This is a genomic window from Citrobacter portucalensis (assembly GCF_002042885.1).
GTDB classification, from domain to species: Bacteria; Pseudomonadota; Gammaproteobacteria; order Enterobacterales; family Enterobacteriaceae; genus Citrobacter; species Citrobacter portucalensis.
Map to the genome: position 1 here is coordinate 25,158 of NZ_MVFY01000014.1, position 14,027 is coordinate 39,184.

Consider the following 14,027-nt stretch of genomic DNA (forward strand, 5'->3'; position numbering starts at 1 on the left):
CCTATTGCGATATTTTCGTACCTGTTATCTGTTTTTCGCTTTCCAGGAATAAAAAAACGCACAGGGGGGATCGCCCTGTGCGTCGGGTTTATCGCGGAAGAACTTAAACCCCAAGGCGATCGCGTAAGCTGTAATATGCCGCCCCCATGGCGGTAAACGGAATGCGCAGGCTGCGGCCTCCCGGGAACGGGTAGTGCGGCAGTTTGGCGAACGCGTCAAAGCGCTCGGCATCCCCGCGCAGCAGTTCGGAAATCAGGCGTCCTGCCAGGTGAGTACAGGTCACACCGTGGCCGCTGTAGCCCTGCATATAGTAAATGTTGGTATCAAGACGACCGAACTGCGGCATGCGAGACAGCGTTAACAGGAAATTACCGGTCCAGCGGTAATCAATTTTTACCCCCTGCAATTGCGGGAAGGTCTTCAGCAGTTTCGGCATCACCAGACGCTCAATATCGTCCGGATCGCGAGCGCCGTAGACTACGCCACCGCCGTACAGCAGGCGGTTATCGCCGGTCAGACGGTAGTAATCGAGCAGGTAGTTACAATCTTCCACGCAGTAGTTTTTCGGGAGCAGCGAGCGCGCCATCTCCGCCGACAGCGGTTCGGTGGTTAACACCTGCGTGCCACACGGCATGCTGCTTTTTGCCAGCGCAGGTTCCAGTTTGTCACCGAGATAGGCGTTGCCCGCGACGATCACAAAGCGGGCCGTCACCTGGCCTTTTTCAGTGCTGACCACCGCCGGGCTGGTGTGCTGAATACGGGTGACTGGCGACTGTTCGTAGACGCGTCCGCCGTTCAGACGAATGGCGTTAGCTTCGCCAATCGCCAGGTTCAGCGGGTGAATATGACCACCGCTGTGGTCGAGCAGCGCGCCGACATAACGATCGCTGCTGACTTCGCGACGAATTTCACTGCTGTCTAACAGTTCAAGCTGCGTGTTGCCGTAGTGTTCCCAGTTCGACTTCTGCTCTTCCAGCGTTTCCATCTGTTTGTGGTTCAGCGCTACAAACAGCCCGCCGGGACGATAGTCGCATTCGATCTGATAACGCTTGATGCGTTCGCGGATGATATTGCCGCCTTCAAACATCATTCCACCGAGCATTTTAGCGGCGTCCGGGCCATAGGTACGTTCGATGACGTCGATATCGCGACTGTAGGAGTTCACCAACTGACCGCCGTTACGTCCGCTGGCCCCGAAACCAATACGCGCGGATTCCAGTAGCACCACGTCATAACCCATTTCCGCTAAATGCAGGGCGGAGGAGAGTCCGGTATAACCACCGCCCACGACGCAAACATCACAGCTTACCGATTCGCTAAGGGGCGGAAACGGTTCGTACTGATTGGCGCTTGCGGCGTAATAACTGCTGGTATGTTCAGTCATGATTAAGACTCCAGGGAGATCCAGATGGTTTTCAGTTCGCTAAATTTTTCCAGCGCATGCAGGGATTTATCGCGTCCGTTACCGCTTTGCTTATAACCGCCGAACGGCACGGTCATATCACCGTCGTTGTAGTTATTCACGAAGACTGAGCCGGCTTTCAGGCGACGGCTCATACGATGGGCGCGCGACAAATCGCGGGTCCAGACCGCGGCGCCGAGGCCGTAGTCACTGTCGTTAGCCAGCGCCAGAGCTTCGGCTTCGCTGCTAAAACGGGTGACGACCAGTACCGGGCCGAAGATTTCATCACGGCTAACGTGGGCCTGCGGTGCGGTATCGACAAAAATCGTCGGGCCGATAGCGGCGGGATGTACGTGGCTGCGGCCATCCAGCGCCAGCGTGCCTTGCGCTTCACCGTCGCGAATAAACGTGTCTACGGTGTCGGCATGCGCATTGTCGATAAGCGTGCCCATCGTGGTTTCCGGATCCAGCGGGTTGCCAGGCTGCCAGTTTTTCGCCTGCTCTTTCAGCAGCGCGATAAATTCGTCGGCAATACTCTCTTCCAGCAGCAGGCGCGTACCGGCGATACAAACCTGGCCCTGGTTATAGAAGATACCTGCCGCTGCATTAGCGGCGGCTTTCGGCAGATCCGGGCAGTCGGCAAACACGATATTGGCGCTTTTACCTCCGGCCTCCAGCCAGACGCGTTTCATGTTGCTGTCGCCAGCGTCTTTGAGCAGTTGCTTGCCGGTACGAGTCGAGCCGGTAAAGGTGATCACATCAACATCCGGGTGCTGTGACAATGCCTGACCCGCTTCGTGACCATACCCGCTAACAACGCTGAGAACGCCATCGGGCAAACCTGCTTTTTTAGCCAGCGCAGCCAGGCGAATGGCGGTCAGCGGTGATTTTTCGGAAGGCTTGAGGATCACGCTGTTACCCGCAGCCAGTGCCGGGCCGAGTTTCCAGCAGGCCAGCAGCAGAGGAAAATTCCACGGTACAATGGCCGCAATCACGCCTACCGGTTCGCGCACAATCAGTGCCAGATCGTTCACCGAGGTGGTGGCAACTTCGCCATAGACTTTATCTATAGCTTCGGCATACCAGCGGATGGCGCGCGCCGCGCCGGGAATATCATCACGCAGGCTATGGCGAATCGGTTTACCGGTATCGAGCGTTTCCAGTAGCGCCAGCTCCTCGTGATGCTGCTCCATTAAATCGGCGAGTTTGTGCAGTACCGCTTTGCGCTCTGCGGGTGATGCTTGCGACCAGTCTCCGCGTTCAAAGACGGTACGGGCTGCGGTGACCGCGCGGTCCACATCCGCTTTTTTACCGCGGGCGACTTTAGCCAGAGGACGTTGTCCTGCCGGATCCAGCGTAATAAAGGTTTCGTTATCAGCGGCGGCACAATATTCGCCGTTAATAAATAAACGGGTCTCTGGTGAATAATGGCTGGCTTTCTCACGCCAATATTTAAGATTCTGAAAGTTCATAGCTACTCCTTTTATATCAATAAGATAAAGTTCGTTGCTGATCTTTTTCAGGCAAAATCAGGCTGCACGATGCCCCAGGGATGTACCCTGTTAATGCGCGTTATTTAAGAAGGCCTGAGAAACTCAGGCCGCTACTTATTAGAAAGTGGTGGGAGTGTGGGCACTGATGATGCGGCAGATCCCTGCCGAGGTGTTGCTGAAGCTGTGTGGTATGCCGGTGTTAATGGCATAGCTTTGCCCTGCAACAAGAGGATACGTTTGACCGTTGATGGTCAGTATCACTTCACCTTCCAGTATTGTGCCAATCTCTTCACCCTGATGTTTAATTCTCTCCCCGGTTGTCGTGCCTGGCTGATAGGTTTCAAACATCATTGCCAGCGTACGATTCGGATTTCCGTTGTGTACCAGCTTCATGGATACTCCCTGACTCCCGATCTCAATCAAATCATCCTGATTGATAACCACCTGCGGTTCGTCAGGCTTTTCCGGTTCCGCGAAGAACTCGGAGAGCGACAGCCCATATACTTTCAATAGCTTTTGCAGCGTACTGATGGCAGGACTGACTTTATCCTGCTCTATGGTGCTGATGGCGCTATGCGTTAACCCAGACAGTTCGGCGGCACGACGCTGCGAAAGACCCAATTGCTGGCGGATCTCTGACAAACGTTTACCCGGCGCCAGGCCGTCATCGCTCATAATTGCATTTCCTTAACTGTAGTGGTCAGAGTCGCTGTTTTTCAGCGAGGTGGTTCTGACAAGCGGTGATAAAACCTTCAAGTAACAAACGCGACAGGGCGTATTCGCTACTGTTCCATTCCGGGTGCCACTGCACGCCGAGCGCGAAAGGATGGTCATGGACGCTGGCAGCTTCCACTAATCCATCCTGCGAGCGTGCTTCCACGCGCAGCTGCGGGCCAAGGGTTTTTGCGCCCTGACCATGCAAGGAGTTAACCCAAAACGTGCTGCAACCTGGTATTAACTGAGATAGCAATCCTCCCTGTTGAACCTGGACTTCATGAGATGGTGCATATTGCTGCTCCACCGGGAGTTCCGCATCTTCACGATGTTCCAGGAACTGTGGATGATCGCACAGGCGACGATACAGAGTCCCGCCAGTGGCGACAACTAATTCCTGCAAGCCACGGCAGATGGCGAAAATGGGAATGCGCCTTTCGAGCCCGGCGGTAATTAGCGCCATGCTCAGAAGATCACGCCCGGGATCGGCGTCAGACTCATCGCCATTTTCACCATAGAGGTGCGGCTGCACATTGCTTGGGCTTCCTGGCAGGAAGATACCGTCCAGTTTCGGTAACAGCGCGTTCAACAATTCGGGTTCCGCAAGCTCATGGGGAAGCGCTATCGGTAATCCACCGGCATTTAATACCGCATTCAGGTACTTTTCTTGCAGAGTCTGGGTCTGGTGACCCTTAAGCCTGTTCCTACACATCACTACACCAATAACTGGCTTGTCAAATATATTGCCCATGATCGACCTCACGTTTTGGAATAAATTATTGCCAAACGGTTCCTTGTTGTGCCATTCCGTTCATTATTTTCTCAATCTAGCAGCGGAATAACCTTCTAGCAAACTTAATTTAACATTTGACAAACAATTTGTTTGCATTCAGAGTCGAAGGGTGGACATTATATTTAACAGTCAAATCACAGAACAGCTTACCAGGCCAACGGCGGTGAATCATGGAAACCAATATCGTAGAAGTTGAGAATTTTGTTCAGCATTCTGAAGAGAGACGAAGTAGCGCGTTTGCGCGCGAAGTTAAGCAGTATCTGGAACGCTATCCTAATACGCAGTATGTGGATGTGTTGTTAACCGACCTTAATGGCTGTTTTCGCGGTAAACGCCTTCCCGTTGCGGGATTGCATAAGTTAGAGAAAGGCTGCTATTTCCCGGCATCCGTTTTCGCGATGGATATTCTGGGCAATGTGGTCGAAGAGGCGGGATTAGGCCAGGAGCTTGGCGAACCGGATCGGACCTGTGTACCCGTGGCAGGTACGTTAACCCCTTCGGCTGCCGATCCGGAATTTATTGCGCAGATGATGCTGACGATGCTGGATGAAGATGGCGCTCCCTTTGACGTTGAGCCGCGGAACGTACTAAACCGACTCTGGCAGAAACTTCGCCAGCGCGGTCTGTTCCCCGTCGTAGCGGTAGAGCTGGAGTTCTATTTACTCGATCGTAAGCGTGACCCCGAAGGTTATCTGCAGCCGCCATGCGCGCCGGGAACGGACGATCGTAATACCCAAAGTCAGGTTTATTCGGTTGATAACCTGAACCACTTTGCTGATGTGCTGAACGATATCGATGAACTGGCCCGTTTGCAGCTGATCCCGGCCGACGGCGCGGTGGCTGAAGCCTCCCCTGGGCAGTTTGAAATCAACCTCTACCATACCGACAACGTGCTCGACGCCTGCGATGACGCGCTGGCGTTGAAACGTCTGGTACGGCTGGTGGCAGAGAAACATAAGATGCATGCCACGTTTATGGCAAAACCTTATGAGGAGCATGCCGGTAGCGGGATGCATATCCACATCAGCGTCATGAATAACAAAGGTGAGAACGTGCTGGCTGATGCGAATGGCGATGATTCCGCGTTATTAAAGCGTGCGCTTGCCGGGATGATTGATCTGATGCCCGCGTCAATGGCGCTGCTGGCGCCGAATGTGAACTCCTATCGCCGCTTCCAGCCGGGGATGTATGTTCCGACCCAGGCGTCCTGGGGGCACAACAATCGTACGGTGGCGCTGCGTATTCCCTGCGGCGACCGTGATAACCATCGGGTTGAATATCGCGTAGCGGGGGCTGATGCCAACCCGTATCTGGTGATGTCGACCATCCTGGCGGGGATCCTTCACGGTCTGGATAACGAACTGCCGTTACAAGAAGAAGTGGAGGGTAACGGTCTGGAGCAGGAAGGGCTGCCGTTCCCGATTCGCCAGAGCGATGCACTGTGGGAGTTTATGCAAAATGACAGTCTGCGTGAACTATTGGGTGAGCGGTTTAGCCATGTGTATCACGCCTGTAAAAACGATGAGCTTATCCAGTTTGAACGTCTGATTACCGACACTGAAATTGAGTGGATGCTGAAAAACGCCTGACCGTTGTACAGGTCATTGAAAAAGAAGTCGCATCATGCGGGCTGAGCGGAGCCAGCCCGTAAAAATTGCAGGAATACCTGCCATTTCCCGGATGTCGCGTAATGGAGCACGGGCGACAACGGGTCTTCAGATAACCGACAGAGTTTGTGACGAGGAAATGTGATGATGCCAATGTTTAAAAACCCGCCCCGCGTGAGTATTCATGGCTCCCGCAGTAAATACGGACCGCATCTGTGCCGTACCACATTGACGCCTTTTTTATGCCATTCCTCCCCGACACGACCCAGGTCTGCTGTACCCACGTTTCGAACGCAGATCTGGACTCGTAGCGGGGAGGAAAACTATGTCGACTAACTCTTCTGCGGATCATTCTGCCCAGCCGGGCAAAGCACAGCTGCGTAAATCCCTCAAGCTGTGGCAGGTGGTGGTGATGGGGCTTGCCTATCTCACGCCGATGACGGTGTTTGACACCTTTGGCATTGTTTCGGGTATCAGCAATGGCCATGTTCCGGCCTCCTACCTGCTGGCCCTGGCGGGAGTACTGTTTACCGCCATCAGTTATGGAAAGCTGGTGCGCCAGTTTCCACAGGCCGGTTCGGCCTATACCTATGCGCAAAAAGCGATCAACCCGCATGTCGGGTTTATGGTCGGCTGGTCGTCACTGCTTGACTACCTTTTCCTGCCGATGATTAACGTACTATTGGCGAAAATTTACCTTTCCGCGCTGTTCCCGGGGGTTGCGCCATGGATTTGGGTGGTGATGTTCGTCGCGATCCTCACCGCGGCCAATCTGAAAAGCGTTAATCTGGTAGCGAACTTCAATGCGCTGTTTGTACTGGTGCAGGTGGCGATCATCGTGGTGTTCATTTTCCTCGTGGTACAGGGGCTGCACAAAGGGGAAGGGGTTGGGACCGTCTGGTCGCTGCAACCGTTTATCAGCCAGAATGCGCATTTGATCCCGATTATCACCGGGGCGACCATTGTCTGCTTCTCGTTTCTCGGCTTTGACGCGGTGACGACCCTATCTGAAGAGACACCGGATGCTGCGCGCACCATTCCAAAAGCTATTTTTCTTACCGCGCTGTACGGTGGGCTGATCTTCATTGCTGCCTCGTTCTTTATGCAACTGTTCTTCCCGGACATTAGCCGATTCAAAGACCCGGATGCGGCGCTACCGGAGATTGCGCTGTACGTCGGCGGCAAGCTGTTCCAGTCTATTTTCCTGTGTACCACCTTTGTGAATACGCTGGCTTCAGGTCTGGCGTCGCATGCCAGCGTTTCGCGCCTGCTGTACGTGATGGGCCGCGATAACGTCTTCCCGGAGAAGTACTTTGGTTATGTCCATCCCAAATGGCGTACTCCCGCGTTGAACGTCATCATGGTCGGGATTGTGGCGCTGTCGGCCCTGTTTTTTGACCTGGTGACTGCCACGGCGTTGATTAACTTTGGTGCGTTGGTGGCCTTTACGTTCGTTAATCTCTCCGTGTTTAACCACTTCTGGCGTCGTGAAGGACGCAAGCATACCTGGCAGGAGAAGCTGCACTATCTGGTATTGCCAATGGTCGGTGCCGCCACGGTTGCCGTACTGTGGGTGAATCTTGAGGTGACATCGCTGACGCTGGGTCTGGTATGGGCCGGCGTTGGGCTGGTGTATCTTGCCTGGCTGACCGGACGTTTTCGCAAACCGCCGCCGCAGTTTGACGCCGCGAAATCTGAGCGCGCCTGGGAGTGATGGAAGCTGAATTGGCCGTAGCATTCGGCTGAGTTGAGTTAAAAATGAAACACGGTATGTCGCGGCAAACGGCCGCGGCATACCTGCTTTAATTAAAGTCCAGCTTGCTTTAGGGAATAAAAAAACCGGCACGGGAGCCGGTAAGTAAATCAATGTAGAAATATAATTATTATTATAATTACTGAATTATAATTCAGCCAACTCAATAGGAACGGGTTTCCCTATATGGTATCCCTGTAACCAACCAATACCCATCGTAATTAGCATCTTTTCAATTTCCTCATTTTCAACAAACTCAGCGACTACTTCCATGTTTTTGAGTTTTGCTACTTCGCAGAAGGATCTGACGGCGCATCGACTAAATTCATCGGTCAATATATTACGGATGAAGGAACCATCAATTTTCAGAATATCTGCGTCTAACGTTCGTAGTCGTGAATAGCTTGATGCTCCTGTGCCAAAATCATCAATAGCAATTTTAGAGCCGGCTTTACGTAGTGCTCTCAGAACATCAGTGACATTAGCGTTGTCAATAATATCTGATTCAATGACTTCAAATATTATACGTTCAGGAGCTATTGAGTATTTTCTAAACAATGTAAAAACATTATCAAGAAAATCAATTTTATTAAGCGAGTCAGGCGTCAGATTAATGGAGAAGTGACTGTTTGGGTCAGATTTCTGCCGTGACTGTATAAAACGAAATGTTTGCTCTATAACAGTGATATCCAGCGCAGGAAGTAATCCTGCCTCGCGAGCAACCGGTAGGATGGTGTCTGGAAAGATTAACTTACCATCAACCATTTTGATCCGAATAAGTATCTCGTGATAACGTGTCAGTCCCGTGGTTGAAACGATCGGCTGAACAACCAGCATCGTTGATACGATGGGTTGAGCCATAAGCTCAAACGACTTTCTGTCAATTGCCTTTTGCAACATATGACGAATGACAGCCTGGCTGACAATTTTATCACCTGGCACTTGCGGGCTGAGTAACAACGGTTGCCCCTGCATTAACGAGATGTAGCTTTGGGTATTAAGATGCTTAATTGCTTGAGATAAATTTTTAATCAGGTTTTTCTCGGTGGTATATGCCACACCACAAGATAGCCCTAATTGGTAGTCCTTCCAGATAAAACGAAAAGAGTTTAGGTCTTTGTAGAGATCAGGAATGTCAGGGACAGCATTAAGGCGAAGAATTATTCCATGACCTGGTGCGTAATAAATGTCACCTGTACCCTTAATCAATTTGCGTATATATGCGCTTAGCGCTTTTACAAATTCAAAACGAAATTCTATTCCGTGAGTTTGCTCCAGCGTATTCAACTCTGTACAACGGATGTAACACAAGCACTCTGTTGCGTGTTTACGGATGTCCATTTGCAGGGCCTGAAAGTTAGGCAGTCCGGTGTTAGGCTCTGATCTAAAAAGTTGTTTGAGGCGGCGGAGATATTTTCGGTTATGAACCACAAGTACACCGGTAACAACAATCGTAATAGAAAAGACAAACACTATCGTGGAGGAAATCACGAGGCTATGTAAATAATTATTATAGTTAGCAGGTGGAATATAACTGTTTATATAATATCCCAACAGGATAAGCATTGTTACCCATACAGGGGATATCAAAGCATGGCCAATACAGATCACTCCCCATAGCATTACTGGAAGTAACCATAGTAATGAATAGTCTGTAAATATAAGAATATCCTCTCTGATGACGATCAAAGCGGACATAATGCAGAGTAACAGCGCCAGCCATAATACTTGATACAGAATAGGAGGGCCGGATTTTATCAGCGCCTTTACTTGTCTAATATATAGAATGCACCATGCAGGATTTTGAACGCTTCTAAGCAACAGATAACAAAAAGGGATGCCAGTCAGGCAAGAGTTCATCAGCCACTGTAAGTTAATTAATGTTTGTAGTGTAAAAAGGTTTGCGATCGGTGCAGAGGCAGTGTTCGACTGGAACCAGTGATCAATCGAGATGAATAGTAAGGCGTTGCAACACACGAGCCAGACAATACGCAGGGTTGTAAGCTGGCTACGACCAAAGCTAACCGCGCCTCGTTTGCCTGTCGAGAAAAAGTAGAGTGTCTGGCTAATGAGAGCAGCCAGTAGCTGAGCCGTTAGTGTGAATACCGAAGATAAAGAGTAAGAGTAAAGCGCATACAAGAAAAAGGCAGCCAAAATTGGCAGCGCCTTTTGCCGGTATAAAACCAGCAGTGCAGAAATGAGAGGTAAAGTGAGATCGTAAAAATGCAGTGTTATACCCGCAACATCCTCTTGCTTACTGAGATGGCCAGCGACCAGTTGTAATGCAAAAAACGCGATGCCGACACAAAAATAGTCTCTAAATGTATTAATGAAATTTATATTTTCCGTTTTTCTTAGCAATATCATCATTCGCAATTCTCAGTGAGTTATCACCGTTCTCGATTTAAGTCATCTACTTAAAACAGGTTAGACTAGAGGTTTGAAATGTGTATTTTTGGATGTTTTCGCTAATTGAAAACTATTCTAAAATATGTTATATGGATTTTTTAAATGTAACCCTCGATAATTTCACTGTGTTTACAACGCAGGGGAGAACAATCTTTGTGGCTGTACTGATAATAAAAGTTGCGTCAGAAGTCATTATTTAAGACAGAATATACGATCGATAATAACGATCAATATAAATCTTTTGATAGATTTTATCGATAGGTTTAGCAGATCATAAATACCATGAAAGATCGATGAAAGCTATTAAAGTGTTATCTTTTAATGGTATTTATTTCATAAATGTTAATTAAGTGCTTTGTTTATTAAAATTTAACCTACGGAGGCATCTTTCTAAGGGAATCATTCTGTTATTGTCAGGAAAGTGAGTTTCCCCACCTTCCCACAACACACTCAATTGTTAATCATTAACGAGGCTGCTGCTGTGTCGCGCAGTGAATACCGCCGCCACCGGCAGCGATACCGTCGATATTCAACTGAATAATTTCACGATCGGCAAACAGCTCCTGCAAAATAGCATGGGTATTACGATCGGTGCGCTTATCGCCAAATTGCGGTGCAATGACGGCATCATTACACAGATAAAAATTGATATACCCCGCGGCGAAATCATCGCTCGCATAAGTCTGGCGGATGGTAGAAGGTCCTTCCAGCGTGACTACCTCCAACCGTCGGCCTTTGGCATTCGTGGCGGCCCGTAATATGTCCAGATGACGTCGGGTGATCGCGTAATCAAAGGATGACGGATCCTGCTCAAGACCCGCCACCACCGTACCCGGATGCGTGAATCGGGCGTAAAAATCTGTATGGCCGTCGGTAATATCCTTGCCGGCAATACCTGGCAACCAGATGATTTTCTCCAGACCTAGCAGTCGCTTAAGTTCTTCTTCGCATTCGGCTTTGCTGACGCCAGGATTACGGTTGGAGTTAAGCACGCAGCTCTCGGTGATGATTGCTGTGCCTTCACCATCTACCTCAACACCGCCACCTTCCAGAGTCAGCACCGAGCGAAGAAACTCGGCCTGAACGTAATCAGTTACGAATTCAGCCACATCGGCATCTCGTTCGTGCTCTTGCTTATTGCCCCAGCCGTTGAAATTAAATCCCACTCCGCCGAGCGCGCCTCTGGCACTTTTCACAAACACCGGCCCGGTGTCGCGGATCCACAGATCGTCTATTGGGTGAACCAGAAGATTTACTGACGGCCCGCACAGACGCGCGGCGAGCTCGCTGTCTTCTTCGCGTACTAACATATTCACGGGTTCAAATGCGGCGATGGTTTTGGCAACTAACGCCAGGTTTTCCTGCACCACCGGTAGCAGATGAGGTTCCCAGATCTCCGCACTGGCACCAAACGCCATCCAGGTTGCCGTATGTGGTGCGCCTTCATCAGGCATTTGCCAGCGGCGGTTCTCTGTTGCGCGGGCAAATTGGCTAAAGCTGAAGCCCGTCATACCGGCGAGTAGCATACTCGTTGAAGTCACCAGGCCTTGTCTGACGAATGAACGTCTTGTCATCATAGGATTAACCTTTGCGTATTTTTACCTGATATCAGGTGAATGAAATAATAATAGATAATAAATATTCTGCGTATTTTAAATATTGAATAATAAATAAAGTGATCGCGGGTAAATTTTATGCGAAATATAGCACAAGAGATATGCGTTGCAATCTCTTAGTTTTATATAATGAGTGAAGCTGGCTTCTATTAAAATTTCTCAACTATATATTTATATATAATTTATATTTATCAGCATGAACATATGTCACGCCGTTGGCTCTGAGCCCTCGTCTGGCGGGCCTTGCCGTGGATTGTGATCTGGCCGATTGTTCTGTTGTATTTATTAATGCCATGAACCGTGTGGACTATAGTAAAGATGGCCGTTATTTCTCATCATTAATAACCGTGAGTGGGGGATGTGAATGAAGAAGATACTGATGCTGGTCGGAGATTATGTCGAAGATTATGAAACGATGGTGCCTTTTCAGGCTTTGCAAATGCTTGGGCATCGTGTGGAGGCCGTCTGTCCGGATAAAAGTCAGGGTGACTACGTTCAAACCGCCATTCACGATTTTGATGGGGCGCAGACATACAGTGAAAAGCCGGGGCATCGTTTTACGTTAAATGCTAATTTTGCCGAGGCGCGGGCCGCCGATTACGACGCACTGTTGATCCCCGGCGGGCGTGCTCCGGAATATCTTCGACTGAATCCAGATGTCATTAAGCTGGTGCAAGATTTCAACACTGCCGGTAAGCCTATCGCCGCAGTTTGTCATGGGCCCCAACTGTTAGCGGCGGCGGGGGTGTTAGAAAACCGGACCTGTAGCGCTTATCCGGCCTGTGCGCCCGAGGTTCGTCTGAGCGGTGGACATTATGCCGATATTGGCATTGATCAGGCCCACGTTGATGGCAATCTGGTGACGGCACCAGCATGGCCCGCGCATCCGCAATGGTTAGCTAAATTTGTTGAAGTATTAATGAAGTAAGCGATGATGCGATGAAAAAAGTCGGTATAACCTGCCAGGCTATACCGACAGGACATATTACCTCTGCATGAGTGCGAACACGCCCCACCCGATATATTCCCGGGTGAATGCAACGTGGCGGACTGGTGAACTTCTCAGTTGCTCTCTGACTTCGGCGGCAAACTCATCGTCCGGATTAGCCTCCAGCCACCGGCGCATCGTCAACCATTTTGCCGCCTCGTATCTGTCCCAACCTTCCTGGTCAGCCAGTACCATTTCAACCACGTCATAACCGAGCAGGTCGAAAGACGAAACGAGTACTGGTAGAGAAAGAAAATCGGCTACTGAAGTTGCGCCGCAAGCCATAGCGATCTCCTCCGTTGCGGGTATCTGACGCCAGTACGGTTCGCCGATGAGCAGGGTCCCGCCTGGTTTGAGACTTTGTTCCAGCTGTTTGATCGTTCCGGCAACGCCGCCGGCAATCCAGGTTGCACCAACGCAGGCGGCAATATCGAATTTTTCTTCGGCGATATAACCTGTTGCATCGGCATGAATAAAACGCACGTGCTCAGTGACGCCCAATTCGCTTGCCCGCAGGGTGGCTTGCTCACTGAATAACTGGCTCATATCGATACCAACTCCGGAAATTCCATGATCGCGTGCCCAGGTGCACAACATCTCGCCCGAGCCGCTGCCGAGATCCAGGATGCGGGTTCCTGGGGGCATCCGTAAAACCTGACCTAACGTCGCATATTTTTGCGCGGTGAACGGATTATGAATGCGATGTGCGCTTTCGCTGATCGTAAAAATCTTCGGGATATCCATCTCTCTCTCCTTAGCGATTATCCAGTTGGGCGCGAACGTTGTTCAGCCCGGTGGTATTGATGCGGTAGGGCTGACCATTAACGGATTTGATCAGTTTTTTCGTTCTGAGTTTTTTGAATACGTCGAGCGTGCAGTCGCAGAGCAGTAACCCTTCGCGGCTATAGCATTCGACGGAAGTGACACGACCAGATGCATCGCGGACGTGAGCAATACGGCCACCTTTGGCGAGAACGTGTAAGGTACGTTGTTCCTGACGGGATAAATTCATACTGGAAAACCTGTTTAATCATCATGTGCAAAACGTGCAAACACACAGCGGTGTCCGCATTCGATTTCGGCGCATTGATAACCAGTCCGGCCTGAAAAGGTCGGTAAGCTGATTATCTGATGATTACATTCTCCAGCATCAAAGCCTCGGGTTGAGTTGATAGGTATTTACCTGCTGAATCATACCAGCCTGGGCGAGTAGGGGAATCGTTCTGTCGGGAAAATGTGATCTATGACGAAA

The 14,027-nt window shown here is 50.3% G+C and carries 11 protein-coding genes; 3 read left to right on the forward strand and 8 right to left on the reverse strand.

Going from position 1 to position 14,027, the window contains the following annotated elements:
- Positions 1 to 103 precede the first annotated feature (103 nt).
- From BZK40_RS18800 to puuD, 4 genes are all read right to left on the reverse strand, one after another.
- Complete coding sequence (locus tag BZK40_RS18800; RefSeq protein ID WP_079935101.1) at positions 104 to 1,384, reverse strand: NAD(P)/FAD-dependent oxidoreductase; 1,281 nt, start codon at positions 1,382 to 1,384, stop codon at positions 104 to 106.
- Between the two features lie 2 nt (positions 1,385 to 1,386).
- Entirely contained in the window at positions 1,387 to 2,874 is a 1,488-nt protein-coding gene (gene puuC, locus BZK40_RS18805) for an aldehyde dehydrogenase PuuC (protein WP_048236025.1), read from the reverse strand.
- A gap of 138 nt (positions 2,875 to 3,012) precedes the next feature.
- The gene (gene puuR / locus BZK40_RS18810) at positions 3,013 to 3,570 is read right to left on the reverse strand and encodes an HTH-type transcriptional regulator PuuR (RefSeq protein ID WP_003830877.1); all 558 of its coding nucleotides are present in this window, start codon (positions 3,568 to 3,570) and stop codon (positions 3,013 to 3,015) included.
- Between the two features lie 25 nt (positions 3,571 to 3,595).
- The gene (puuD, locus tag BZK40_RS18815) at positions 3,596 to 4,360 is read right to left on the reverse strand and encodes a gamma-glutamyl-gamma-aminobutyrate hydrolase (RefSeq protein WP_079935102.1); all 765 of its coding nucleotides are present in this window, start codon (positions 4,358 to 4,360) and stop codon (positions 3,596 to 3,598) included.
- Between the two features lie 212 nt (positions 4,361 to 4,572).
- Here puuD and BZK40_RS18820 point away from each other — a divergent pair, with 212 nt between their 5' ends.
- Together BZK40_RS18820 and BZK40_RS18825 are read left to right on the forward strand one after the other, a co-directional pair.
- On the forward strand, positions 4,573 to 5,991 hold the full coding sequence (locus BZK40_RS18820; protein WP_003830879.1) for a glutamine synthetase family protein: 1,419 nt from the start codon (positions 4,573 to 4,575) through the stop codon (positions 5,989 to 5,991).
- A gap of 343 nt (positions 5,992 to 6,334) precedes the next feature.
- Positions 6,335 to 7,723, forward strand: coding sequence for an APC family permease (locus BZK40_RS18825; RefSeq protein ID WP_048236023.1), 1,389 nt, complete (start codon positions 6,335 to 6,337; stop codon positions 7,721 to 7,723).
- A gap of 186 nt (positions 7,724 to 7,909) precedes the next feature.
- Here BZK40_RS18825 and BZK40_RS18830 read toward each other — a convergent pair whose 3' ends face one another.
- Together BZK40_RS18830 and BZK40_RS18835 are read right to left on the reverse strand one after the other, a co-directional pair.
- Positions 7,910 to 10,132: an EAL domain-containing protein gene (locus tag BZK40_RS18830; RefSeq protein ID WP_079935103.1), complete on the reverse strand. Its 2,223-nt coding sequence runs from the start codon at positions 10,130 to 10,132 to the stop codon at positions 7,910 to 7,912.
- Between the two features lie 503 nt (positions 10,133 to 10,635).
- Positions 10,636 to 11,748, reverse strand: a complete 1,113-nt coding sequence (locus tag BZK40_RS18835; protein WP_079935104.1) for an agmatine deiminase family protein — start codon at positions 11,746 to 11,748, stop codon at positions 10,636 to 10,638.
- A 403-nt stretch (positions 11,749 to 12,151) separates the two neighbouring features.
- On the opposite strand from BZK40_RS18835, the gene BZK40_RS18840 reads away from it, so the two are divergent.
- Positions 12,152 to 12,715, forward strand: a complete 564-nt coding sequence (locus tag BZK40_RS18840; protein WP_079935105.1) for a DJ-1/PfpI family protein — start codon at positions 12,152 to 12,154, stop codon at positions 12,713 to 12,715.
- A 57-nt stretch (positions 12,716 to 12,772) separates the two neighbouring features.
- On the opposite strand, the gene BZK40_RS18845 is transcribed toward BZK40_RS18840, so the two are convergent.
- Together BZK40_RS18845 and BZK40_RS18850 are read right to left on the reverse strand one after the other, a co-directional pair.
- Positions 12,773 to 13,519: an SAM-dependent methyltransferase gene (locus BZK40_RS18845; protein WP_079935106.1), complete on the reverse strand. Its 747-nt coding sequence runs from the start codon at positions 13,517 to 13,519 to the stop codon at positions 12,773 to 12,775.
- Positions 13,520 to 13,529: 10 nt separating this feature from the next.
- Positions 13,530 to 13,787: a YjhX family toxin gene (locus BZK40_RS18850; protein WP_003021255.1), complete on the reverse strand. Its 258-nt coding sequence runs from the start codon at positions 13,785 to 13,787 to the stop codon at positions 13,530 to 13,532.
- Positions 13,788 to 14,027: the final 240 nt, after the last annotated feature.

Bases quoted from the DNA above. Each gene is read 5' to 3' on its own strand.
- BZK40_RS18800 (WP_079935101.1), bottom strand. From the start codon at position 1,384: ATGACTGAACATACCAGCAGTTATTACGCCGCAAGCGCCAATCAGTAC.
- puuC (WP_048236025.1), bottom strand. From the start codon at position 2,874: ATGAACTTTCAGAATCTTAAATATTGGCGTGAGAAAGCCAGCCATTAT.
- puuR (WP_003830877.1), bottom strand. From the start codon at position 3,570: ATGAGCGATGACGGCCTGGCGCCGGGTAAACGTTTGTCAGAGATCCGC.
- puuD (WP_079935102.1), bottom strand. From the start codon at position 4,360: ATGGGCAATATATTTGACAAGCCAGTTATTGGTGTAGTGATGTGTAGG.
- BZK40_RS18820 (WP_003830879.1), top strand. From the start codon at position 4,573: ATGGAAACCAATATCGTAGAAGTTGAGAATTTTGTTCAGCATTCTGAA.
- BZK40_RS18825 (WP_048236023.1), top strand. From the start codon at position 6,335: ATGTCGACTAACTCTTCTGCGGATCATTCTGCCCAGCCGGGCAAAGCA.
- BZK40_RS18830 (WP_079935103.1), bottom strand. From the start codon at position 10,132: ATGATGATATTGCTAAGAAAAACGGAAAATATAAATTTCATTAATACA.
- BZK40_RS18835 (WP_079935104.1), bottom strand. From the start codon at position 11,748: ATGATGACAAGACGTTCATTCGTCAGACAAGGCCTGGTGACTTCAACG.
- BZK40_RS18840 (WP_079935105.1), top strand. From the start codon at position 12,152: ATGAAGAAGATACTGATGCTGGTCGGAGATTATGTCGAAGATTATGAA.
- BZK40_RS18845 (WP_079935106.1), bottom strand. From the start codon at position 13,519: ATGGATATCCCGAAGATTTTTACGATCAGCGAAAGCGCACATCGCATT.
- BZK40_RS18850 (WP_003021255.1), bottom strand. From the start codon at position 13,787: ATGAATTTATCCCGTCAGGAACAACGTACCTTACACGTTCTCGCCAAA.